The organism is Oscillatoria sp. CS-180 (assembly GCF_028330965.1).
Classification (GTDB): domain Bacteria; phylum Cyanobacteriota; class Cyanobacteriia; order Phormidesmidales; family Phormidesmidaceae; genus Halomicronema.
On the sequence record NZ_JAQMUB010000047.1, the window covers coordinates 1 to 22,664 of the forward strand.

The 22,664-nt window shown below is 49.8% G+C and carries 18 protein-coding genes and 1 riboswitch; of the genes, 5 read left to right on the forward strand and 13 right to left on the reverse strand.

Annotation, left to right across the window (positions count from 1 at the left end; all coding sequences use genetic code 11):
- Nucleotides 1-64: 64 nt before the first annotated feature.
- From PN498_RS11910 to PN498_RS11950, 9 genes are all read right to left on the reverse strand, one after another.
- The gene (locus PN498_RS11910) at nucleotides 65-355 is read right to left on the reverse strand and encodes a hypothetical protein (RefSeq protein ID WP_272062998.1); all 291 of its coding nucleotides are present in this window, start codon (nucleotides 353-355) and stop codon (nucleotides 65-67) included.
- 77 nt (nucleotides 356-432) lie between these two features.
- Nucleotides 433-741 (reverse strand): hypothetical protein, encoded by a 309-nt coding sequence (locus PN498_RS11915; RefSeq protein WP_272062999.1) that lies wholly within the window; start codon nucleotides 739-741, stop codon nucleotides 433-435.
- A 179-nt stretch (nucleotides 742-920) separates the two neighbouring features.
- Entirely contained in the window at nucleotides 921-4,937 is a 4,017-nt protein-coding gene (locus PN498_RS11920; RefSeq protein ID WP_272063000.1) for a magnesium chelatase subunit H, read from the reverse strand.
- Between the two features lie 552 nt (nucleotides 4,938-5,489).
- A complete protein-coding gene (locus PN498_RS11925; protein ID WP_272063001.1) occupies nucleotides 5,490-7,268 on the reverse strand; it encodes an ABC transporter substrate-binding protein in 1,779 nt (592 codons plus the stop codon).
- Nucleotides 7,269-7,441: 173 nt separating this feature from the next.
- Complete coding sequence (locus PN498_RS11930; RefSeq protein WP_272063002.1) at nucleotides 7,442-8,833, reverse strand: sensor histidine kinase; 1,392 nt, start codon at nucleotides 8,831-8,833, stop codon at nucleotides 7,442-7,444.
- 172 nt (nucleotides 8,834-9,005) lie between these two features.
- A complete protein-coding gene (locus PN498_RS11935) occupies nucleotides 9,006-9,176 on the reverse strand; it encodes a DUF4278 domain-containing protein (protein ID WP_272063003.1) in 171 nt (56 codons plus the stop codon).
- A 46-nt stretch (nucleotides 9,177-9,222) separates the two neighbouring features.
- A riboswitch (Glutamine riboswitch) is annotated at nucleotides 9,223-9,288 on the reverse strand.
- Nucleotides 9,289-9,372: 84 nt separating this feature from the next.
- Entirely contained in the window at nucleotides 9,373-9,855 is a 483-nt protein-coding gene (locus PN498_RS11940; RefSeq protein WP_272063004.1) for a DUF4079 domain-containing protein, read from the reverse strand.
- A 62-nt stretch (nucleotides 9,856-9,917) separates the two neighbouring features.
- On the reverse strand, nucleotides 9,918-10,805 hold the full coding sequence (glyQ, locus tag PN498_RS11945; RefSeq protein ID WP_272063005.1) for a glycine--tRNA ligase subunit alpha: 888 nt from the start codon (nucleotides 10,803-10,805) through the stop codon (nucleotides 9,918-9,920).
- Nucleotides 10,806-11,745: 940 nt separating this feature from the next.
- The gene (locus tag PN498_RS11950; RefSeq protein ID WP_272063006.1) at nucleotides 11,746-12,588 is read right to left on the reverse strand and encodes a hypothetical protein; all 843 of its coding nucleotides are present in this window, start codon (nucleotides 12,586-12,588) and stop codon (nucleotides 11,746-11,748) included.
- Nucleotides 12,589-13,228: 640 nt separating this feature from the next.
- Between PN498_RS11950 and PN498_RS11955 the strand changes: the two genes are divergently transcribed.
- Nucleotides 13,229-13,570, forward strand: coding sequence for a DUF1815 family protein (locus PN498_RS11955; RefSeq protein ID WP_272063007.1), 342 nt, complete (start codon nucleotides 13,229-13,231; stop codon nucleotides 13,568-13,570).
- A gap of 376 nt (nucleotides 13,571-13,946) precedes the next feature.
- Complete coding sequence (locus PN498_RS11960) at nucleotides 13,947-14,387, forward strand: HIT family protein (protein WP_272063008.1); 441 nt, start codon at nucleotides 13,947-13,949, stop codon at nucleotides 14,385-14,387.
- Between the two features lie 300 nt (nucleotides 14,388-14,687).
- Here PN498_RS11960 and PN498_RS11965 read toward each other — a convergent pair whose 3' ends face one another.
- Nucleotides 14,688-15,638, reverse strand: a complete 951-nt coding sequence (locus tag PN498_RS11965; protein WP_272063009.1) for a Sll0314/Alr1548 family TPR repeat-containing protein — start codon at nucleotides 15,636-15,638, stop codon at nucleotides 14,688-14,690.
- A gap of 429 nt (nucleotides 15,639-16,067) precedes the next feature.
- On the opposite strand from PN498_RS11965, the gene PN498_RS11970 reads away from it, so the two are divergent.
- Together PN498_RS11970 and rsmG are read left to right on the forward strand one after the other, a co-directional pair.
- Entirely contained in the window at nucleotides 16,068-16,727 is a 660-nt protein-coding gene (locus PN498_RS11970; RefSeq protein WP_272063010.1) for an ABC transporter ATP-binding protein, read from the forward strand.
- A complete protein-coding gene (rsmG, locus tag PN498_RS11975) occupies nucleotides 16,724-17,491 on the forward strand; it encodes a 16S rRNA (guanine(527)-N(7))-methyltransferase RsmG (RefSeq protein WP_272063012.1) in 768 nt (255 codons plus the stop codon). Before PN498_RS11970 ends, rsmG begins: the two co-directional genes overlap by 4 nt.
- Before the next feature lie 61 nt (nucleotides 17,492-17,552).
- Here rsmG and PN498_RS11980 read toward each other — a convergent pair whose 3' ends face one another.
- From PN498_RS11980 to PN498_RS11990, 3 genes are all read right to left on the reverse strand, one after another.
- The gene (locus PN498_RS11980) at nucleotides 17,553-19,295 is read right to left on the reverse strand and encodes a hypothetical protein (RefSeq protein ID WP_272063013.1); all 1,743 of its coding nucleotides are present in this window, start codon (nucleotides 19,293-19,295) and stop codon (nucleotides 17,553-17,555) included.
- A 76-nt stretch (nucleotides 19,296-19,371) separates the two neighbouring features.
- On the reverse strand, nucleotides 19,372-20,094 hold the full coding sequence (locus tag PN498_RS11985) for an ATP-dependent Zn protease (RefSeq protein WP_272063014.1): 723 nt from the start codon (nucleotides 20,092-20,094) through the stop codon (nucleotides 19,372-19,374).
- A gap of 182 nt (nucleotides 20,095-20,276) precedes the next feature.
- Nucleotides 20,277-21,050: a M15 family metallopeptidase gene (locus PN498_RS11990; RefSeq protein WP_272063015.1), complete on the reverse strand. Its 774-nt coding sequence runs from the start codon at nucleotides 21,048-21,050 to the stop codon at nucleotides 20,277-20,279.
- Nucleotides 21,051-21,356: 306 nt separating this feature from the next.
- Between PN498_RS11990 and PN498_RS11995 the strand changes: the two genes are divergently transcribed.
- Entirely contained in the window at nucleotides 21,357-22,523 is a 1,167-nt protein-coding gene (locus PN498_RS11995; protein ID WP_272063016.1) for an SH3 domain-containing protein, read from the forward strand.
- Nucleotides 22,524-22,664 lie beyond the last annotated feature (141 nt).

Here is a 22,664-nt window from a genome sequence, read left to right on the forward strand (position 1 = left end):
CCCTACGCCACCATCAACTTGTAGGGTGGGCAGTGCCCACCAGAACCAGTACGAAAAAACGCAGTCAGATTGCTTCAAAAACATCACCCCAGGCAATGCCCACCCTACTCGCTTGGGTGTCTAGATCTGCGATTTTTGGGGCAGTACTCAAGTCGCTCAGTTGCGTTCTGATTTGCAGCAGATTTCCCAAAAAAGACGACAAAGTTTTGGACTGCTTTTCTAAGAATGCCAAGACAATACCAAGCACCACGCAAATCGTGATTGCCATAGCAATCATCGGTGCTTCCTGCACCTTAGTCAGGGTTTCTTGAATTGGCTCCAATAGAGATATTTGCAGCAGCGAGGCAGCTTGCATCAATTTGAGTCGCTATAAGGGCTAAATTTACTGCCAGTGTACTCGCTGCAATTGAGCGCGTCACTGCGACGATGACTTCAAATATGCTTTGGCAGCGTGCTCCTCTGTCGAATCTGATTAACAATGTTGGCCGCTGCTTCATCAGATTCAAAGTACTCCGTAAGAACTTGTTGAGCTGCTTCCAGAGTACGATTTGCGCGTAGCTGTGACAGATCGTTTCTTAATCCCTGGCCCACATAAAACTTGACTAGGCCCTCTAAAGACATGTCTTTATTTGCTGCCACTTTCTGAAGTGCATCAAGCGTATCAATGGGGACTGATACAGTCATGGTCTCCGCAGGGCGAGGAGTAATTCTTAATTCAAATTCTTCGTCAGGACTGTTCATATAAATACTGCTCTGAACGAGTTGCAACTCTTGCCGAAATCATTCGCAGCTTAGGACTTTTTTCCACGTAGACGACCAATAGCAAACGAGAAGACAGCGAATATCCCAAAGCGAAAAGGGGCAAGCCGCAGCCTACCCCTCAAAACATTAGTCCTAGAAACCCGGTTTCTGGTTCGCGATTACTCGACGCCTTCGATGCGGTCTTCGACTTCCTGGTATAGCTCCTGTAGGCGCTCCAGGTTCTCGTCGCTGGTTTCCCAGTAGCCGCGTCCGTTCACTTCCAGCAGGGTGGACACCATGCGGCGGAAGGAGTTGGGATTTAGATCCATAAGGCGCTTACACATCTCAGGGTCTTTGATAAAGGTGCTGTTGGCGTCTTCGTAAACCCAGTTGTCAACCGCGCCTGCCGTGGCCGACCAGCCCATGGTGTTCACCAGACGCTTCGAGAGTTCCCGCACACCTTCATACCCGTGGGACAACATGCCCTCGTACCACTTGGGATTCAGCAGTTTGGTGCGGGAGTCCAACCGAACGGTTTCCGATAGGGTGCGAACCTGAGCATTGGCTGTGGTGGTATCAGCCACATAGGAAGACGGAGCCTTACCGTCGTCGCGCAGGCTAGCCACCACCTTCGTCGGATCCGAGTCGAAGTAGTGAGAAACATCAGTAAGAGAAATTTCCGAAGAATCCAAGTTCTGGAACGTCACCTCAGCCTTCTTGAGGGAAGACTCGAACAGATCGCGCGACTCGTCCATCACGCCAGGATTATCGGAGTTGAAGGCAAAGGACTTGCGCTTCAGATACATCTCCTGCAGTTCCGTTTCTTCTTCCCAACTGCTGTTTTCTACCGCCAAGTTCACATTGGAAGCGTAGGAGCCAGAAGCGTTAGAGAAGATGCGAGTCGCGGCAGTGCGCAGATCGCAGCCCATCTGTTCCGCCTGCTCTAGCGCGTGCTTGCGGACGAAGTTCATTTCCAGGGGTTCGTCTGCTTCGGCGGCCATTTTCACAGCGCGGTCCAGCAGGGCCATTTGGTTGATGAACAGGTCGCGGAACACCCCCGAACAGTTGACGATGATGTCCACCCGAGGACGTCCCAACTCCTCCAGGGAAAGCAGTTCCAGCTTATTGACCCGACCCAGAGCATCGGGAACCGGCTTGACGCCAACAAACCAGAGCATTTGAGCCAGAGATTCGCCGTAAGTCTTGATGTTGTCAGTCCCCCAAAGGACAGTGGCGATGGATTCGGGATAGCGCCCGCCGTTTTCTTGCCGCTGCCGCTCTAGCAGGCGATCGACCACAACTTTGGCAGACTGTACTGCCGCTAGTGTGGGAATCGCTTGGGGATCAAGAGCGTGCAGGTTCTTGCCTGTGGGCAGCACGTCGGGGTTACGAATGGGGTCACCCCCAGGGCCAGGAAGCACATATTCGCCTTCGAGTCCTTTCAGCAAAGCGCCCAGCTCATTATCGGCACAGACCTGCTCCAGACAGAATTCCAAAAATTCCATCAGGGGCTTGATGGCTTCGGTATCCACGTTGGGATAACCCGCGTCCTGAAGGGCCGTGATCCAAGGCTCTTTACGACCAAGGTTGAGGAAATTCAGACGAGACACCATCGAAACGCGACCGTCGGCATCAACTTGCTCGTGGACCAGAGCGCCGACGGCAACACGAACCGCCTGATTGATGTCGTACAGCAACTGCACGTCGTTCAAAACGCCCCGATCGCTGTTCCCATAAATCTCATCAATATCCCGACCGATGCTGTTGGCAATGGTGCGCTGAAGACTTTGAATGCCTTCCTCTTCGCGGTCCAATCCAGCAATGTTGACCAGGGTCGCGATCGCCTCTTCAGCGGTGGGCGGCTTACCAATGACATGGAGACCACAGGGCAGCAGACGCGACTCGATCTCCATCAGCTTGATGTAAATCTTACCGACGAGATTGCTGCGATCGTCTGTGGACATCTCGCTCGCATCCGCCTCGGGCAGAGCAACATCCTTATCCAAATTGCAGACCCGAGCCGTTTCGACAATCGCATTCACAATCTGCACCGCTCGACCGCTGTCCTTCTGGGATTGGTAAGAGCCAATCAGTTCGCTGAGTTCCTTCAGTCCCTTGTACAGACCCGCGTTCTCAGCTGGGGGAGTCAGGTAGCTGATCGTTTCAGCGTAGCCTCGACGCTTGGCGATCGTCGCCTCAGAAGGATTGTTAGCAGCGTAGTAGTAGAGGTTTGGCGTAGTGCCAATCAAGCTATCGGGATAGCACAGGCCCGACATGCCCATCTGTTTACCCGGCATGAACTCTAGGGAACCGTGGGTTCCGAAGTGCAGCACCGCATCGGCACCCCAGATTTGTTCCAGGTAAGTGTAGTAAGCGGCAAACCCATGGTGGGGGCTGGCAGAGCGGGAGAATAACAGGCGCATTGGGTCGCCTTCGTAACCAAAGGTGGGCTGCACACCGATAAACACATTGCCAAACGCCTTACCGTAGACCAGCAGGTTCTGACCGTCGGTGTTTAAGTGTCCGGGCGGTGGACCCCAGTTCTCTTCCAAGCGCACCGAGTAGGGCGTTAAAGTTTCGTATTCAGGCACCGACATGCGGTAGGCCACGTTCAATTCAGGGCTAGCGTACTGGGCCTGAGCATCGTGAATCACTTCCTGCATCAGCGCTTCCGGCGTTTCCGGCAAATCCTGCACGTCATAGCCGTTGCGCTGCATGGCTTCCAACACCTTATAGATGGAGCCAAACACGTCCAGATAGGCAGCAGTACCCACATTGCCCTTATCCGGCGGGAAGCTGAAGACCGTAATTGCCAGCTTCTTATTCAACTTGGGCTTGCGACGCAGATTCCCCCACTTCATAGCCCGCTGGGCAATAGAGCTAATGCGGTCCTGCAAAGAGATAGCGCGTCCGGTCATGCCGTCGCGACCGGAGAGCACGATAGGCTCGATCGCGCCATCCAGCTCAGGAATCGCCATTTGCAGCGCCACCTGAATCGGGTGCAGCCCCAAGTCGCTCTCTTCCCACTCTTCTGTGGTTTGGAATACTAAAGGCAGCGCCACCATGTAAGGACGGTTCAGCCGCTTCAGCGTCTCAATCGCCTTCGGATGATCTTGGCGAGCCGGACCCCCCACCAGCGCAAAACCGGTTAGGGATACCACCGAGTCCACAATGGGACGCTCAGGGTCAATAGGGTCAAAGAAAAACTCATTCACAGGCTTGGAGAAATCCAAACCGCCAGAGAAGACAGGAATCACCCGAGCACCCATGTACTCTAGTTCCTGCACCATCGCCACATAGTGCGCCTCATCCCCAGTCACCAGGTGAGTCCGCTGCAAGACCAAACCCACACAGGGAGCCAGCGGATCTTTAGCTGCTTCCGGCAAATCAGGACGAGAAGCGTACCAGTTGAGGTATTCCTTAATGTCCTCAAACATTTGAGTCGCCATGGGGTGCCAGATCCCCACATCGGGGAAGGTTACCGGATCGGCATACTCAAGCGCTGCGGGGCTTTGGGACTCTTCACCCGATGGCGCACCCTCGATCGCCTTGTCGGTAAACACATAGCGATCAGCCAGCATCAAGAAGAAATTCTGCAAGTTTTCAGAAGATCCGCCCAGCCAATACTGAAAACTGAGCATGAAGTTGCGGGCATCCTGCGCCTTTTCGACAGGCAGGTACTTCAGCACGTTGGGCAACGTCCGCAACAGCTTCAGCATGGCGTCTTCGAAGCCGCTGCCCTTCTTCTGGCGACGCTTTTTCATAAATTCGCCAATGACGCTCTTAGACTGACCTAACTGCGCCATCGAAAAGCTACCCAGCTTGTTCAGCCGCATCACTTGAGGCATGGAGGGGAAAACCACGGCTGCATCAAGGCGATCGCGATGGGGCTTCACGGCCTCGACCACTTTGTCTGCCAAATCTTCGATAAAGATCAGAGAGGCAATAAAAATATTCGCTTCCGAAATGTCCTGTTTAAACGCTTCAAAGTTTTCCTGGCTCCGCAATTCTTCAATGAGGTAGCCGCTGACTTCAAAGGCAACTTCAGAGTTATTGGTGTTAATCGCACGAATGGCAGAGGATAGAGCGCTCTGATATTGAGGCTCCAGCACCACATAGACCACTTTGACCAGCGATCGCCCGTTGAGATCATCGGGCACGATGTGTCGCACAGTGGGCTTGACGTGGGTGAACATGCAGTGATGACTCCTTTTGATGTATCTGGATCGTAAAGGTTGGGGTCAACTGTCTTGGAAAGAGCAAAGAATTTGTAACTTCTACAGTAAGTAATTCTTTGCCTCACTGCTTCCCAGCAGTCTCAACAGTCTGCGATAGTTCGCAAGTTTGGAACCAAGAGATAGGTTTACAAAAGCTCAGAATTCGCGTAAAGAAACCGCATCAATTGTCCCAACAGGGTTTAGAAACCTACAAAGTTTCTATCAAAAAAACCTTGCCACATAAGGGATACAGCGAGATGCGTAATAATTTGCAATATTTTCAGCCGCAAAAACTCTCTTTAGTTGAATTTTTGTATATGTATTGTTTTTTTCTATTTCTCAGATAAAAAGTACAAAAGTGTTCTTATTGGCAGCAGCGATGATGATGCTATCGGATAGCAGTTTGAAAGCTCAAAAGCGGTGACGCCATCCAGCACGTTGGAAGCTAAGGAGCAAGGCGGACATGCCATCAGCGCGACTCAGACTGAGGGCGAAACCACAGTCTCATGATTATGGGACGGCACAATATCGCTATTCCGCGATCGCTGTAAGTTCCTCAACATTCCACATGGCAAAGGGTCGAACAATGCCGGAATAGTTCACCCCACCCAGGGTATTTCGCACAGCTCCAAGGTTGTAAGGGTTAACGAGATGGATGAACGGCAAGTTTTCCTCTGCCAAACGCTGACTTTCAACATAAAGCTGACGCCGCTGCTCAAAATCAGTCTCCCGAGCCGCCCTGATATAGAGGTTAGCAATCTCCTTTTCCCAATCTGCGGCTTCCCATCCCTCCAAAGGCTCCTGTCCAGGTAAAGCCTGCTGATTGAAAGCGTGTAGAGAGCCATCCAGCAACCAGACAACAGCTCCACTATGAGGATCTAGGCTGGCCGTAAACCCGATAATGTGGGCATCCCAGTCCAGACTGTCCCCCAATTTGGTGACCAAAGCGTTGAAACTAATGGGCTGGAAATCAACCTGAATACCAATCCGGCTTAAGTCTTGCTTGATCTGTGCCCCAAGGGCCTCACGAATCTTGTTCCCAGAGTTCGTAATCAATGTAAACCGCACTCGATTTCCCTCAGCATCGAGGAGCTGACCGTCCGAATTGTACTGAAAGCCATCCTGCTCCAGCAGTTCCCTCGCCTTATCTAAATCGTATTCATACACTGGAACACCTTCATCAGGACCAGCGTAGAAGGGACTTTGAACCGGAACAGGAGACGTTTGAGGTGCCCCTAATCCCTGATAAATATTGTTGACCATTGTTGGCCGATCAATGGCATGGGATACAGCCCGGCGAAATGCTAGTGAGTTAAACCACCGTGACTTGATTGGGTCAACTAAGGGTTCACCGTTACGACTGGCCTTGTTTAGATTGAACGCCATAAAGGTGGTTCCTAGCGCTGGCCCCCCTTCATAAATGGTGAAATTCCCGCGTTCCTCCTCCTGCTTCATCAGCGCAAATTCATCTGGGCTGACGCCAATGACATCTAACCCACCGGAACGGAATTGCAGCAGCTGATTGTCGCTATCTTCAATGATCTGCCAAATGAGCTGTTGAATGTAAGGCTGTTGTTCTCCGTCAGCACCTTCTCCCCAATAGTATGGATTGCGCTCAAAGATCACTCGCTGGCTGGGCAGATATTCCTTCAGCTGATAGGGGCCATTCGTCACGATGTCTTCAGGGGGTGTCCCTGTGGTCCAAGTTGAGAGGAACATTGGATTCCCTTCTCCATCCAATGTGGTGACAGATTCCTGAAGCGCATGAGCTGGCAAAATATGAGCCGCTAAACTAACCAAAAAAGGGGCGAAGGGTTCGGGTAGTTTGAAAGCAACCTGGCGATCGCTCAGCTTCTCAATGGTGGGTAATATCCCCTCTTCGCCAACACGGAACGTATCCCGAGATGGAGCCGGAATCGCTTCGTTGAAAATGACGTCACGATAAGTAAACATCACGTCGTCAGCCGTCAAAGGCTCGCCATCAGACCATCTCAGATTCTCTCGCAGGGTAATCGTGTAAGTCTTACCATTCTCTGAAATGTCCCAAGATTCGGCTAACAATGGGATTAATTCGCCGGTCTCACCGTCACGGCTTGTCAGTCCCTGAAAGGTGTAAAGAAAGATATTAGGATATTCTTGACTCAGCGTTGGATTAAACGTTTTAGGGTCTCCCAAAGAGCTGAAGACGATGCGTGACGTTGCCGCCTCCGCCGTGGTGAACTGGGACAAATCGCAAGCTTTTAGCGAGATCGCTATCACCGCTGCCAATAGCAGCAGCAGTCCCCGCTTCATCCACAGCCTGATCGCCATAGTCTTCCCCTTCGGCACAAACCCGTTTCAGATATCGCCGCCGTCGCCAGTTCCCTTAGGACCAGACGGCAAGCCTAGATGGCTAAAGTTATATCTTAGCGATCGCACTCCCCCTTTGCGCAATCATTCCACTCTAATTTTCATTCCGGGTAGGAATGAGTATTGCAAATAGCCTAGGAAGTCGGAGTCTTAGAAGTTACATCTTTGGAAGCAGCTGCCTCTTCAAAGGACAGCGATCGAGTTGTAATGGAAATTGTTAGCCAGCCGCCGCCTGTCTCCGGATGATTATGAGCCTGGATGTGTCCGCCATGTGCTTCCACAATCTGCTGGGCGATCGCCAGCCCTAGCCCGGTGCCATTACTTCGCATTTCGCTGCTTTGCCTATCAGGCTCTGGAGGATGACTTCGTGAACTGTCTGGGAGACGCGATCGCGACGGATCGGCCCGATAAAACCGATTAAAGATATAGGGCAAATCGTTCTCTCTAAATCCCGTCCCTTCGTCAACGACACCCACCCGCAGCAGGTGAGAGTTATGAAGCCCTATCTCAGCTGTTTCCAAAGACTCAATCTCTGTATGAACGAAGATTGTTCCCTCACGAGGGCTGTACTTGATCGCGTTGTCGATCAGATTGATGAAAACCCGGTGCATCAATGTTTCATCCAGAAGCACAATTAGCTCTGCAGGTCCTTCATAGGCAATCTGAATCTGCTTGATATCGGCTAGAGGCTCCAAACTTTGCCAAGCCGCCAGAATTAAACGAGGAAGTTCAACGGGTTTGAATGTTAATCCTGTTCCCCCCCGCCGCTCTAATCGGCTCAGGTTCAACAGATCTTCGACTAAATTGCTAAGCCGAAGAATCTCATTGAGCAGCCGATCTAGCCATCGCTTAGCGCCTGGTTCCACCCGCTCTTTCAACGTTTCCGCAACCAAACGGATGGAAGTTAGGGGTGTTTTCAGCTCGTGCGCAACGTCTGAAGTCCAGCGATCGCGCTGCTGCATGAGGGTTTCAGCTTCCTGACGATTCTCCAAGAAGATCCCGACGTGATGGTTCGGTAACGGAATGCCATGGCCTCTAAGCGGACACGCAACGCCCTCATCAGGATTGATCGGATCAGAAGAGACTAGATTTAAGGTCCAGTCCTGCTGACAGACTGTTTGTGCCTGGCGTGTATTCTCAATCAGCTGATCCAGTTCAAAAGACCGCACCAGCTCTAGCAATAGCCTAGGTTTTTCCGGATCAGACGCAGGGATTTCAGAGGAAATTCCTAACACTTGACACGCTAGGGCATTAATCCAAAGCAGTTGATTCTCATCGTCCACTTCCAAATAGCCAATGGGTGCTTGCTGCAAAAGGAACTGGTGTTCGTGAGACAAGCAACCCGTCGCTTCTGCACCTATCGCTAGCTTGCTCTCGCTATCGCAACCAACCGTCTTCAATTCAGTCTCTGATCGGGCCAGCTGGGATGCTCTTGACAGACCATAGGTCCCTCTAAGAAACCAACCCGTGCCAAGGCCGGCGATCGCTGTGCCAAAGAGAAGAGTCAAACCTGTTGCTATAGCCATGAAGGGGCACTCCTAGCTGCAGTAAAGCTACCTGTCCTGCCTACCCACAGCAGGATATCCCGTGGGTCGCCATCCACCCTAGCAGGAAAAGGTTAAAAAAAAAGACACCCTTAGGTGCCTTTCAATGGTCCGACTAACCTCTAGGAGGACATCGGATTAAGTTAACTGAAGCTTAGCGAACAGCTGCGCCACGATATGTGAGGCCATTGACATGCTGGTTAGGAGCATTCTTGGCAACACGACGGGTAACAACTGCGCCACGGTAGTGACCAATCACTTCTTCAGAAGTCTCAACTTTGTTGTTGCGGGGTTCATAATCCGCACCACGGTAACGTAAGCTCATAATCTCGCCTCCAGTAAACAACTGATGTTGAATGTGTAGTGAAAGAGGCGCGTTCCTTCAGGGATATATCCCTTACTTCCGTCCTTTCCAGATGACTGGTCGGATGAACGATTTACTTTCTGTATTCAAGTATACTGTTTCTGGATTGGTTTGTCAAGTTCCAAAGTATTTTTGCCTCTAAATCCTGACGAAAAGTCTAAATCGAGAGACCTAGCTTCAAACCAAGAGCCGCATGAACAAACAGGACGACCATACCAACCGTGCCGATGTAGGCATGAGCAGTTCTGAGCGCAGGTGAACCGCCACCAAATTTGGAAGCGGAGATCGCGCCATTGAGTCCCAACACCCCAATCGCAGCCGAGCCTGTCCAAAAGTGAGAGCTTTCCAAAATAGGATGTCCTTGCATGACTAAAGAAAGAACTCCCCCCGTATAGCCCAATGCGATGAAAAGGAACATCATAGGAGCAAGTTTGCGATGGTCACTACGAGCCTTAACCGCAATCTCTTTATCCTCGGCAGTACGCCCTTTCCAACCAGCCCAGGCCACATAGATTCCTAATACGAAAATGACGATGCCCATCATTAAAGGATGCCCCCAATGAACAATGGGTTCCGGCAGGTTGAATTGAGCAAACCAGTCCGCGATTGGTTTTAGCCAAGCAGTGAGCTGAGCAGACACAGTAAATCTCCCTCTTGCGATAGAAAAGCTTCATGTTTCTTAACATGCCATATCTTTCGCAATTAAGCAGCCTTTTCCTGAGTCTCTTTGAGCAGTGGAAAACCTAATGTTTCTCGCTGTTCCAAATACAACTGTGCAACTTTTCGGGCTAGTCCTCGGACCTGGCGAATGTATCGGGTTCGTTCTGTCACTGAGATAACGCCTCGCGCATCCAACAAATTGAAGGTGTGAGAACACTTCAGCACATAGTCATAGCTCGGCAGTACTAGCCCCTTGTTCATCAGCTGCTCTGCTTCTTTTTGGTAGAGGGTAAACAGCGTGAAGAGTAGCTCAGGATCAGATTCATCAAAGTTGTATTTGGAATGCTCAATTTCCCCCTGCATGTGGATGTCGCCATAGGTCAAATCGTCGTTCCACTGAATTTTTGCGATCGCATCCACTTCTTGCAGATACATTGTGAGGCGCTCTAGACCATAGGTCAGCTCAATCGAAACGGGACGACAGTCAATCCCGCCACATTGCTGAAAATAGGTAAATTGAGTGATTTCCATACCGTCAAGCCAAACTTCCCAGCCCACACCCCAGGCTCCGACCGCTGCATCTTCCCAGTTGTCTTCCACAAAACGGATATCGTGGTCCTCTGGCTTGATGCCGAGTGCCCGCAACGAATCTAAATAGGTGTCCTGAATAGTACTAGGGGAAGGCTTAATTAGAACTTGATACTGGTAGTAGTGCTGATAACGATTGGGATTTTCTCCATAACGACCATCAGCTGGACGACGACAAGGCTCAACATAAGCCACTGACCAAGGCTCAGGTCCTATCGCTCTCAAAAACGTATGAGGACTCTTCGTTCCAGCGCCCTTTTCGGTATCGTAGGGCTGCACAATGACACATCCCTGCTCACTCCAAAAGTTGTGCAAGGTTGCGATAACCGATTGAAAATTCACGCCAACTTCCTCTGAACCTATCCCATGTCAACACTATCGACTCTACTGCATAGTACTGAGAGAAAACTTTTCCACTGAGATTATTTCAGTCTAGAAAGTTAAGTTTTATATGAAATCAAGGAATTTGAAGAAGTAGCCTCTAGACCAGAATCCTGCTGAATTTCTTGTCGCCCCAATTCGCGAAAAGCCGATAGAAGCACCTTCACAGACATCTGTACAAACAACTCAAATGTTGGGACATCGGGAAACTGTTGCTGAGCTGAGTATTTTTTCTTGGTGCAGATTAAGGCATTCTATGTAATGTACGGTCTGTTGAGGGCGTGTAGTGCAGTTCTAACGTTTGGAGCAGTAATGACAACCCTCGATGAGTTGGGAAGGATACACAGAGTTCCAGGACACTACCGCAGACCGGCCCAAAAGTTTCGGTGAATTAACATTCAGGCGTGTGGGGACTGGTTCTTATGGTGAAGATTCGTCCAATTAAACAAATGGCTAACGGCAGAATCTTTTCTAGCTTTCGCTGTCGTCGTACCGTTAACCGCAATGTCCAAAGCATCACCTCCGAACAAAATAAAACCATAATGGATGGTGCGCGAATATTAACCCACAATGCTCATCGGAAATGGCGCAGTGGTGTTTGGCAAGTCCAGAGATAACGATTGCATCTACTGCTATTGAGAACACTAGAATCCCTATCAAACCGGAGCTTGCCTCTACCGGCTCTTTTGACTGTAGGTATGCTTCATCAAACCTTCGTAGGATGATTTTTCCAGGCTATCCGGATAGGGACATGGCTAGGGCGAACAGTTGAATGGTAGATGCACCCTGATAGCAATCCCCGGCCAACAGGTCGGGGATTTTTTTTGGATTTTTAGCCTTAAATTCAGTCCATAGCTAAGTCCTAGAGAATTTGCTGGTCTCTCGTCTTTGTGAATGTGAACTAGTCGTCAGAACCGCCTGCTTCTGCATCAGAAGATGGTTTCTCGACCTGAGCCTCTTCAGAGCCTTCCGGCGTGGAAGCTACCTTCTCAGCCGAATCCACAGCAGGTACTACTTCGGTAGACTCCTGCGGGGCAGATTCTGCCCCGTCAGAAGTTTTCACAGGGGTCGCAGACTCAAGTTCAGCAGCAGATTCTGCAGCAACTGGATGCTCTTCAGCGCCAGTCGTAGGGGAATTAGTCGTCGAAGGCTCTTCGACAGGTTCTACAGCAGAGGGAGCTTCGGTAGACGGAATATCTGTGGTGAGAGTCGGTTCAGCAGGCGGCATCTCCGCAGCAGAAGTTTGAGCAGACTCCCCAGCGGTCATCTCAGCAGGAACTTCAGGGGCAGCCGAAGTCTCGACAGCAGGTGATTCAGGCGAGGGCTGGATCTCGGGTTGTGCTTCGGAGGATGTCGTCGCTACTGGTTCTGCAACAGGATCCTCAGCCGCTGGTTCTACAGCAGGAGCCTCTGGCTCAGTTGACGGTTCAGCAGGTGCAGCTGCCTCAACCGTCGGTTCTAGGGTAGGAGTCTCTTCAACTGCTGCTTCAGGTTCCTGAGGTTCAGGTTCAGGCTCTTCCGTTTTTGCTTTGGGCTTAGGTCCTCGCATTAACGCAGGTGGAACAGCGGGCTTCCTTTCTTCACGATCGCGACGCCCCTTTCCACGTTTGCCCTTGCGACCCTTGCCACCTCTATCACGGCGATCGCCGCCGCGCCCTTCGCGATCGCCGCCTTCGCGATTGCTGCCGCCTTCGCTAGCCTGACGGGCTGCTCTTTCAGACTTCTTGATGGGACGCTCAACCATAGCTCAAGATTTCTTAACACCAAAACGATACTACCTTGAAAGGAGACATTACCTGTGTTGGCTGAAACGCCAAGCTCTTGAAAGTTTTCAGCAATCCTTCAGGTCCAGCTGTTTTAGCAGAACAATAAGCCCGAACAAGTTTCCTGAATTCTTTATCTCGTTCGTGTATATGTCCAATGACCGAAGTCATTCAAACCTCTAAGGCATACAACAATAAAAGTGAACGGCTGAAGGCTAACGCTTTGAGATGAATTTCTTGAACTTTTAGTCATAAGTTCATAGGACTTTCTTGATACTTGTTTTTACAACAGCCATCGTTAGGGAAGTCTTTGATTAGCCTGTAGCTTCAAGACTGGTATTTTTCGCAAAATTCAGTCTTAGCGTACATGCGCTACAACAGAGACAGTGCTTCAGCTAGCTGTCTAAAGGAATACAAAGCGCTTTGTACATCGAGGCTATTGTGAGGGGCGTTTAAATGCGGAATCCCTTCTGCATTGGGTGCTTCAAAGAGCCAAAGTTCGGTTTATGTAAGTAATCCTTGAGCTGATTAGGTTCAACGAACAGGTTTGCTTATCTCATTTGTTAAGACAATCTAAAGATTCGTGGTTAGAATATATTTCTAAGAGTGTGGAGGTAGGCCATGTTTGTCCGGTTGGCAGAGCAGCATAGAAGCTTTGTACAGGATCTGGTTATGAACTTGAAGGCTTTAGCAATTGTCCTCGAAAACAGAGGATACCTTGCTTCGTGCTATACCTGCGGCGGACAAATGAACAGCGCATCCTTCATGGTTAGCCTTGGTGATAATCATCTTATCCGTTTTTTGGTCTCTGACTACGGCATCACTTGGACAGAAATGCGAGATGATCGCGAGCTGATGAAGTTGGAAGGGGCCGAGGCGATTAATCAGCTTCAGGAATTAGCTGACCTAGTGAAATTTGGTGTTAAGCCCTCTGATTGCAAACCAGCAATGGTTTCAAAGTAGAACTCGCAACGTGCCCAGACTGGGGTAGTGATCCCCATAGATTGGTGTTGCACAAAACACCACCTAACCTGCGTCAGGACTTTCGTTGAATCCCTGCGTCAACCCACTGAATTCTTAGGGTTGCTCCGAATTGCTCATTTGGGTTTGACAATCTCGGTACTTAAGATGTTATGCCGGCCAACATGCCTGAAAAGGGGTTGTAGCTGATCGGCGATCAGCCCACCGCATATGAGGTGCTTCGATTCGGCAAGAATAGAGACTCGATTATCCTTTTGCTTTCTGACACGCACTTCTAGGCCGCAAAGTGTTCTAGACTATGGAGCTTTTGAAAGGCTGTTGTTTCAATGGAAAAGACGATATTCGCCCTTAAGAACACATGGAAAACTGTCCTTTCTGTAGCATCGTTAAAGGCACGGGCGACGTCAGTCTAGTTTTTGAAGACACTTGGACGATGGCCTTTATCCCGCTACAGCCTATCTATGCAGGTGCTTGCATTGTTATTCCTAAGCCCCACATTGACCATTTCACAGATATTCCAGACGAACTCGCAGCAAAGGTGATGATCACGGCCCAACGAGTCGGGCGTAAGATTCGCGAAGTGTATAAGCCATTGCGCGTAGGCATGGTCGTCCACGGGTTTGGGGTACATCATGCTCATTTGAACTTGATTCCCCAATATGATCCCCTCGATATCACCTACAAGCATCTAGCCTACATTGAGGCAGGGGAGGTCAAGTTTGCACCGAAAGAATTGCCGACTCCCAGCCGAGCTGAGCTAGATGAGATGGCGCGATCGCTACGAATTGAGCATGGGTAAAGAGGGATAATGCCCAACTGTCGTCCCAAAAACTGATAGCGGCACGCATTTGAGTCAAGCACACCCCATTCCCTATTCCCTGCCCCCTCAAGACACTGAGATGTACTCAACCAAGCTGCACAGGGCGATGAGACTTACGCCAGCAGGTTATTCAAACACCTAGGGCTAGGCGTGAGATAGCAAGGCCCACCGATGCTCACTAACCTGTCAATATTTTGCGTAAGTCCCAATGGGATCAACAAGAAGTCAACTTAGGCAATACCCCGCCACGTCTCCGAGAAAATTTAAGGACTGCAAGCGCTAGCTACCATATTGAGCGTCAGCCCTTTCCTTACAGACACTTCGCTCTTCGCCGGTTGCCCGACACTGTTCAAGAGCAATCTGACGATTCGTTGATGCTGGCAACTGGTCTGCATAAGTCAGCGCTTCATTGAAGAAGTCCAGGCTTTCCTCATCTCTGTCTAAACGGCGTAGAATTTGCGCCTTGAGGTACAGCAAATCAGGGTTTTGAGGAGCTGCTTCCAGAGCCACCTCAACGGCCTCTAGGGCCTCAGGATTGCGATCTAGGTCCCGATAGCCCAAAGCAATGCCGCGATAAGCCACATAGGTCGGATAACCATAGGACTTGAGCTGGTCGATCGCCGTCTCAGGATTTGCAAACGGCAAGTTGACCGCTAGCAACAAATCCATATATCCCTTTAGCAAACTCAGTTCAGGATCTTGAGGATCGATGGCCTCAGCCGCATCCATACGATCAAAGACCTGCTGCAGCATTCCTAATGCTCTGGGCGTTCCTTGAGCGATTCCATCGGTCTGAAGGATGTAGGCTCCCCTTAAAAAGATACCCACTGCTTCATAGAGGTTACTCCGCAAAGGATCACGTCCAGCTAGCTCAGCGGCGGTTTCCTCTGTTAAGCTGGCTTTCGTTCGTAGAGCGCTCCAATCTTCGTCTAGATAGGCAAAAGCAGCCCCCAAAGCATGAAAAAGAGGATCGTCCTCAGCGTTGGCATCAGCCTCTTCTAGATATTCGCGAGCTTGGGCATAATTGCCATCGCGGAACATGGCGTAGAAAACCTGCTCACTCGTCTCACTGATATTATGAGGATCCTCCACCCGAAATGGATCACCCGCTAGTGCAGGACGAATGAGCGGCAGCAGGGTGAGCCCCATGCCCACAAGCAGACAAACAATGCGGCGAAAAATTTTGTGGACAAAAATGTTTTGAATTAGAGCTGTTGCAAGGTTTGCCATAAGTCCTATGAAGCGTAAATTAAGGTCTAGTTCATTAACCATGGGCAGTAAGCAGGCGCCTACCCAACGAGAGCAGCAGATTTAACCACAGAAAAGAAAATGGGTCAAATTGCGAATCAAATGACTCAATTATCGTTTGAGTTGAGACCGCGTCAGCTTAACCTGCCACAATGAGTCTAGTATGCTGTTTTAGAAACAAGTAACCGTCTCCATGACATTGTATTCTCGGATACATTACTCCTTTGACTCATTGGGTCAGAGAAGAGTTCCGAGCAATTGCAAAAAAGCCGAGAGTTCTCTTAGAGATCCACCTCGGGAAGAGCAGTTTCAGGAACAGTTTTGATGGTTTTACAGAATTGTGGGGCGATCGCCGACGACTTCCCACAATTCCGGGTACTTTAGGAGAAGTTCAACCGCCCTATCAACGGCATGCTCAATCTTCGCGAACTGGTTTATCATCCGGCATCAACGCCGCAACCCATCCTAAAGCCTCTTAATTTGGAACTAGGTCCCCAAGAGATGGGATTGGTGATTGGTCCAAGCGGTTCTGGTAAAACAACGCTACTGGAAATTCTGGCGGGTCTGGCCTATCCAACTGCAGGGGAAATTTGCTGGCGCGATCAGACCCTTTATCCAGAGGCTTTGAGACAATTAGCCGGGCTTGTCTTTCAGTTTCCCGAACGGCATTTTTGTGGACATAACGTTTTGGAAGAACTACGGCTGGGCCATCCTGGATTGTCTCGCGGACAGATTGTGAAGACGTTGGAATCAGTTGGTCTGGGTCACCTGTCTTTAGAGGCGGAACCTCATGCCTTGAGCGGTGGACAACAGCGTCGCCTAGCATTAGCCGTGCAGCTTATTCGTCAACCGTATCTACTTTTATTAGATGAGCCCACAGCTGGACTTGACTGGTCAATGCGGCGTCAAATAGTGAGTTTATTAAAAACGCTGAAGCAAGACTGGAGTCTGTTAGTTGTTTCTCACGATGCCAGCGAACTGGCTGAATTCGCCGACCGAGTCTGGACTCTTGACCATGGCGTTCTTGAGCCGTACCATCTGCAGCCCTCTGAAGTGACTGCTTGTCCATGAGTGAATTTGTAATTCGTGAATTGCCCACACTGACCCATGTTTGGCAAGAGACATTGGGTTGGTGTCCCAATGAGGAGCAACAGAAAGACTTTCAAGATCTCTATGAAGGGGTCCTTAAGGGAAACCAGCAAATGAACCTGACTCGGATTACTGAGCCGTCCGAGTTTTGGGAAAAGCACCTATGGGATTCATTCAGCGGTCTTTTTCCTTGGCACATGTCCGACCTGCATCGTCCTCGTTGGGCCATTAGTGAAGCTAATCGCCGTGTCATTGATATTGGTACAGGTGCAGGTTTTCCGGGATTGCCAGCCGCGATCGCATTTCCCCATTGGCAAATCACCCTGCTAGATTCAACTCAGAAAAAGATTCGGTTTCTGCAAGAACTGGCTCAGTCAATGGGGTTGAAAAACGTCCGGGTGATCGCAGACCGAGCGGAATTTTTAGGTCATCAACTCAGCCATCGGGAACTCTACGATGTCGCACTGTTACGGGCAGTTGGATCGGCCTCTACCTGCGCTGAATATGCCTTACCCCTCGTTAAAGTTAACGGGATTGTCGTTCTCTATCGGGGGCAGTGGACCAGTGAAGACGCTCAAAGTTTGTCCCGAGCTGCCCAAAAACTGGGAGGAAGCCTTTTGGACGTGAAACCCTGGAAAACTCCCCTAAGCAAAGGCATCCGTCACTGCATTTACCTGCAAAAACAGTCTCCTACCCATGATGATTTCCCTCGTCCGGTCGGAATTCCTGCTAAACAACCCTTGTAGAGACGAAACATCAAAGCAGCTTGTAATCTCCAATAGCATCCGAGTGGGAGCTGGCGATGGACTACAATTTGTCTCGCAAACAATCCGTATCTAGCACCCAGAAAGGTTGAAAATCTGCTGTTTTACAGGTTTCTGCTAGCGATTCAACAACCGTTGGTCGAGGGTCATTAACGGCGAGGTACGGTAAATCTGTATCCTGAGAATATTGCAATATCCAAAAGCTGGATTCAACCCATTCCAACGTAAACATGTCCGGCGTGATCAGCCACAAATCAATTGTATTGTTGTCGAGAAAGTCTTTAACGATATCCGGTTCAACCGTGTATTGGGCCTCAATTAAATCGAGCGATCGCTGTCTAACTTCGTTGTAATACCCCAGGTGATAGGGCAGCGTAAAGCCTTTACCGCCGACAAAGATCGAGCGATTTGTGAAGCTCGGGATGTTGTTAATTTCTTCATCTAATGATGCGATCAGGGTTTCCTGGGACTGACTCTTCAAGTAATCGTACAGTTCAGGAAAATCACCGCGATAGTAATTACCGAGATTTTCTCCTGCAAGAAAGCCAATGGTGAGAGGGGCGATCGCCCAAATAGCTAATAGCCCTCGCCAGAATTTTGGCCGATTTCTCCAAGAATGCGAAGGGCGCAACCTATCTGCGATTAGAGCCATAGCAACCCCAACACTTACAGCAACAATAGCTCTGAAGCTGTGCTCTGTGTAACGATTTGGCAAGTGGAGTTCGAACAGCAGGAGATGAGCCAGGAGATAGCAGGTGACAGAAGCGATAGTCACTTTTAAGAGCAATAAAACGCCTGGCTTAGCTACTTTTACAAGACTTGATTTTCCTGGAAAAAGGATTAGAAAGGGAAGCGCTAACGTCAACCAAACTTGAGGGATAACTTTCAGATCAAAGGTGAACCATTCAAGAGGAAACAATCCTGTTCGCTTTCCAACCAGCCAAAAGTCTAAAGGATTGTCCACAAAAAACTTCGACCAACCCTGGGCGGAGAGGGCAAACATATTACGCGCCTGGGCTAGGGTTAGAACTGGGCCATAAGCAGATTCTCGTAGCGCGTAAGGCAATAAAGAAAAGAATACAGCCACCAAGCTTACGCCTAAAAACCAGTAATCCTTTCGAGTTCCATGGACAGTAACTCGTCCCCGCTTCCATCTCAAAAGACCCAAACCGATGAGACCCAAAGTTCCTCCCATCACCAAGACGCCTTGAGGATAAAACAGACTCAGCAAAAGAATTGCGATCGCACAGCCTAACCCAGATCGTCTTAGGGTGAAGAAGAGAAACGCTAGAAAAAAAGGATGAAAAAAAGCGGCTGGTGTTGCCGAGACCAGATCATCTCGAATAGGGAAGACTTGATTGAGAAAAATGACGGAAACAAAAGCCGCCCAAGGGATTCGAACCATCTCTAAGACTGTGGCAAAGACAAAGATGGTAGCGGCAAAGGCGATCAGCAGCGGCAAGATTTTATTAAACGTCCAGGGGTTAAATCCCAGAGCAACGCCACCCCGATAGAGGGTTGTATATCCCCAAGGGGCAACAGACTGAAAATAATCCGCCAGAAGATCGTTGGGAAACAGACCGGGGTCAACAAAACGCTGCATCCAAAAGACATGCTGACGCGCATCATCTTGAACAATGAAATCGCTTGAAAAAGCTTGGTATAGGGTAGGAAGACGATATAAGAGAGCAACGACTAAGCTTAGCCCCAACCAACTAGCCAGCGGCTGGGTAAACCAAGCGATTGTGCGGTCAACACATTTAGACAGCCATCGACTCTCAAACATAGGTGACTCAAATCATGACCCATCTATTTCACCACATTGCTCCAGCCCAAGGACAGTGAGCCGCTGTGTACGCTAGCTAGAAACCCGAATCGTTTTGCGTTTCCGGCGTAGTCGCATCAGAACTCATGGTAGAAGCCAGTAAATCAAGACAATCTCGTACGGGTGCATCCTCAGCCATAGCATTGACGAGTTCGTCATAGGCTTCTTTGTGCTTCTCTAGCAGATTTTGTGCTTGCAGAACGGCCCAACGCTGGCGAACTTGGCCCTCCTGAATAGGTCGCTGAAGCTGCTGCCAAAGAATAGAAAATTTTTGGAGATCGTCCCGTCCGCCTTGGGCCTGACCATAAACCATCTTTTCAGCTGCGATACCCGCCATCCAAACCGTGCAGTAGCGATTAAGCATCTGTGCAGGAAGCTGCCCTGTTTTCAGAACTGTATCTAAATCAGCCGTATCAAACTGCACTCCACCCACTCCGGGCATTCCCTTTTTCCAGGCATCCCAAGCGTTCAACGTATAATCAACGACAGGGATATCTAAGAGATAGGCCACCAAGAAATGTCCTGCCTCATGGCGTAATACCCGCTCTCTTTCATCTCCAGATAAGCGATTAAAGCCGTTGACGAAGAGATTGCCAAGTGTCCCGTTCCAACTGGCTTGGTCAATGATGGCAACCCCTAATACCGACACGATCGCGATCGCCGGAAATGCTTGCGGGATATCCAACAAAGGTCCTAGTAAAACGCTCATCGTCACTAGGAAGATGGCGATCGCCACAGTATTGAGCGTTGTTTGACTCATGATTCAACCAGCTTCTCTGAGTTTTGTTTTGTACCCTATCAAGACTAGAACAGTCCGACAGCTGGCAGAGTCACTCTCTTGTCAACCTGGGGGTCTATGGTCTATGCGATCGTAAACGTGGTTATAGCTGTAGCTTTCAAGCTCATCCCCGAACGATGAGGTGTACAAAACCTCTCATTAGCTTAGCGGTCTTGATAGAAGGTTTTCAAACTCTCTGAATCACCGACAAACCGCCAGTGCCAAGGTTCATACTGTACACCCTGAGGATTGCCTCTGGGAAAAGACAATTCGAAGCTATAGCGAGGAGCATTTTTCTCCAGCCATTTAAAGGCGTCAGTCTCCTCAAAAGCAACGCTCAAATCAGTTCCAGGGGCGTTAGCATCCGCAATGTCAATAGCGTATCCCGTGTGATGTTCGCTATATCCTGGTGGTGCGCTGACCTCTGCTCGTGTCAATGGGGTTTGTCCTCGTTCAGCCTTAACGTCAAAGAATAAGTAATGCTGATCTTCAATCGCTCGAAATCCTGAAATCGGAACCAGATAAATTCCTTGGGATTCAGCCTCTGCAACCATGGCATCAAATTGTTCTACTGCTGAAGGACGCAGCTGCACCGCACTGTCATAAGCTGATGAAACCAATTCAGTTTCGGGGGCTTCCTCGTAGGCGAAGTGTCCCAACAACGACTCTCGGGACGACGAAGTTCCCACCAAGTCATTAGCATTGGGAGCCACATAAACACTCACCATCGGCTCCATCGGCACTGAGATGGCGGACGTTTCAGCCCCTTGGTAGGTCAGCCATGAGACAATCAAGCCCGCGATCGCACTGGACAAACCGATTAGAAACCAAACCACCCATCGAAAAATACCTCGCTTCGCTCCTCCTTTCGTTGAGGATGGTCGGTCGCGCTGCGCTTCAGGAATGTCATCTCCGGAACTATAAAATCTGGGTTCCACAGTCTAAGAACCTATTGAATGTTTAGCCTATCGATCAGTACCTGCACCATAACGCCTAGTCAGGCGTCAACACACCTATTCATACTCTCAATTGTGGAAAAATCTTGGAAAAATTTTGAAAACGTGTAAATCTTATTTCACAACGTGGCAAAAGTTGTTTGAAGTTTTGCAGAAGTCAATAGTTGATTGGAAACATTTCAAAGCCTATCTTGGCAATAAAGGGTCGCCAAAACAAAACATTCTATGCAATGTTGGGGATGAGAGTGGCGAAATGCTAACTGCTTAGAGATTTTAATCGTTTAAATCGTGGAACTTCTAGCAACCCCTCACCTATGGACTATTTATGAGACCTCCGGCTGTCTCAGCCCGTGCAAAGTGGAAGACAGTCCACTGCTGCGGTTGTTGCTGCGAACAGGAACCGTATTGAGCGGTGCGATCGCGCTCCTCATGGTCAGTCCACAACTCCAGGCCAGGAACTTTCCAGGCGCAGGCCCTGCTCGCATTGATCCTCCGCCAGGCTATAACGTCAACATTCGTAGCGGTCCAGGGATTCAATTTCAAGCAGTAAATACCCTATCACCAGGAGACCTTATTACGCTTACAGGAGCCTATCAGAACGGTTGGGCACAGTTAACAAACGACAGTTGGGTTGCCGGAAACCTGATCAGCTCAAGCGCCTCAAGCCCTGGCTCTGCCAGCCGTTCCAGAGCTGTCATTGATTCATCTGAAGGATTCAGTGTCAACATCCGTACAGGTCCTGGGCTACAGTTTCCAGTTGTCAATACCCTGTCCCGTGGAACCGTTATCAATATCACTGGACGCTATCAAAATGGTTGGGCAGAATTGACCAGTGGCAACTGGGTTGCGGGATATCTCATTCGAGTCACCGGTCCCATAGAAGACTCCTCTCCCCAACCTACAGATAGAACAGACACCGAGTTCTTACGAGTAGGCGCTCGTAGCCCTGCGGTCATTCCCCTAGAGAGACGACTTCGAGAGCTGGGTTATGTGACCAATAACTTTGTCCCCAATGAGTACTACGGCACTGACACTGCGCAGGCAATTCGAAATTTTCAGCGGCGCAACAATCTATTTGTCGATGGCGTTGCCGGTTCTGTGACCCGAACTGCTCTGTATAGCACCAATGCGATTCCCCGTGTCACTCAAGCAACCACAGGTCAACCCGATCCACCAACATCAACCCCTAGTCCGACCCCCAGTCCCAATCCACCATCACCGTCACCATCACCCAATCCTCCTGCCAATCCACCCAATCAAGGCACTCTTCGAGACGCTAGAGTTAGTACTCGTGATGGCACAGAAGCTCTTATCTTCTCTGGCCCTAGTACGGAGTTCGATATCGTAGGCTTCATTGCCGATGGCGAGACTGTCAGCCTCACAGGTCGTACTCAGAATAACTGGTCAGAGCTTAGCGATGGTAGTTGGATCTACACAGAATTTTTATCCTTCTAAGGTCCCTCTATCACCACAGGTTTCAAATCCCCGCGTAAGGCTCACAACGCAAGGGTGAGGCTCACCAGCGCGCAGCAATGTATTCCACTTCTCAAGGGACAAAATTCGCTAGTCTGGTCAAACAGCGATGCAGTTAGAACT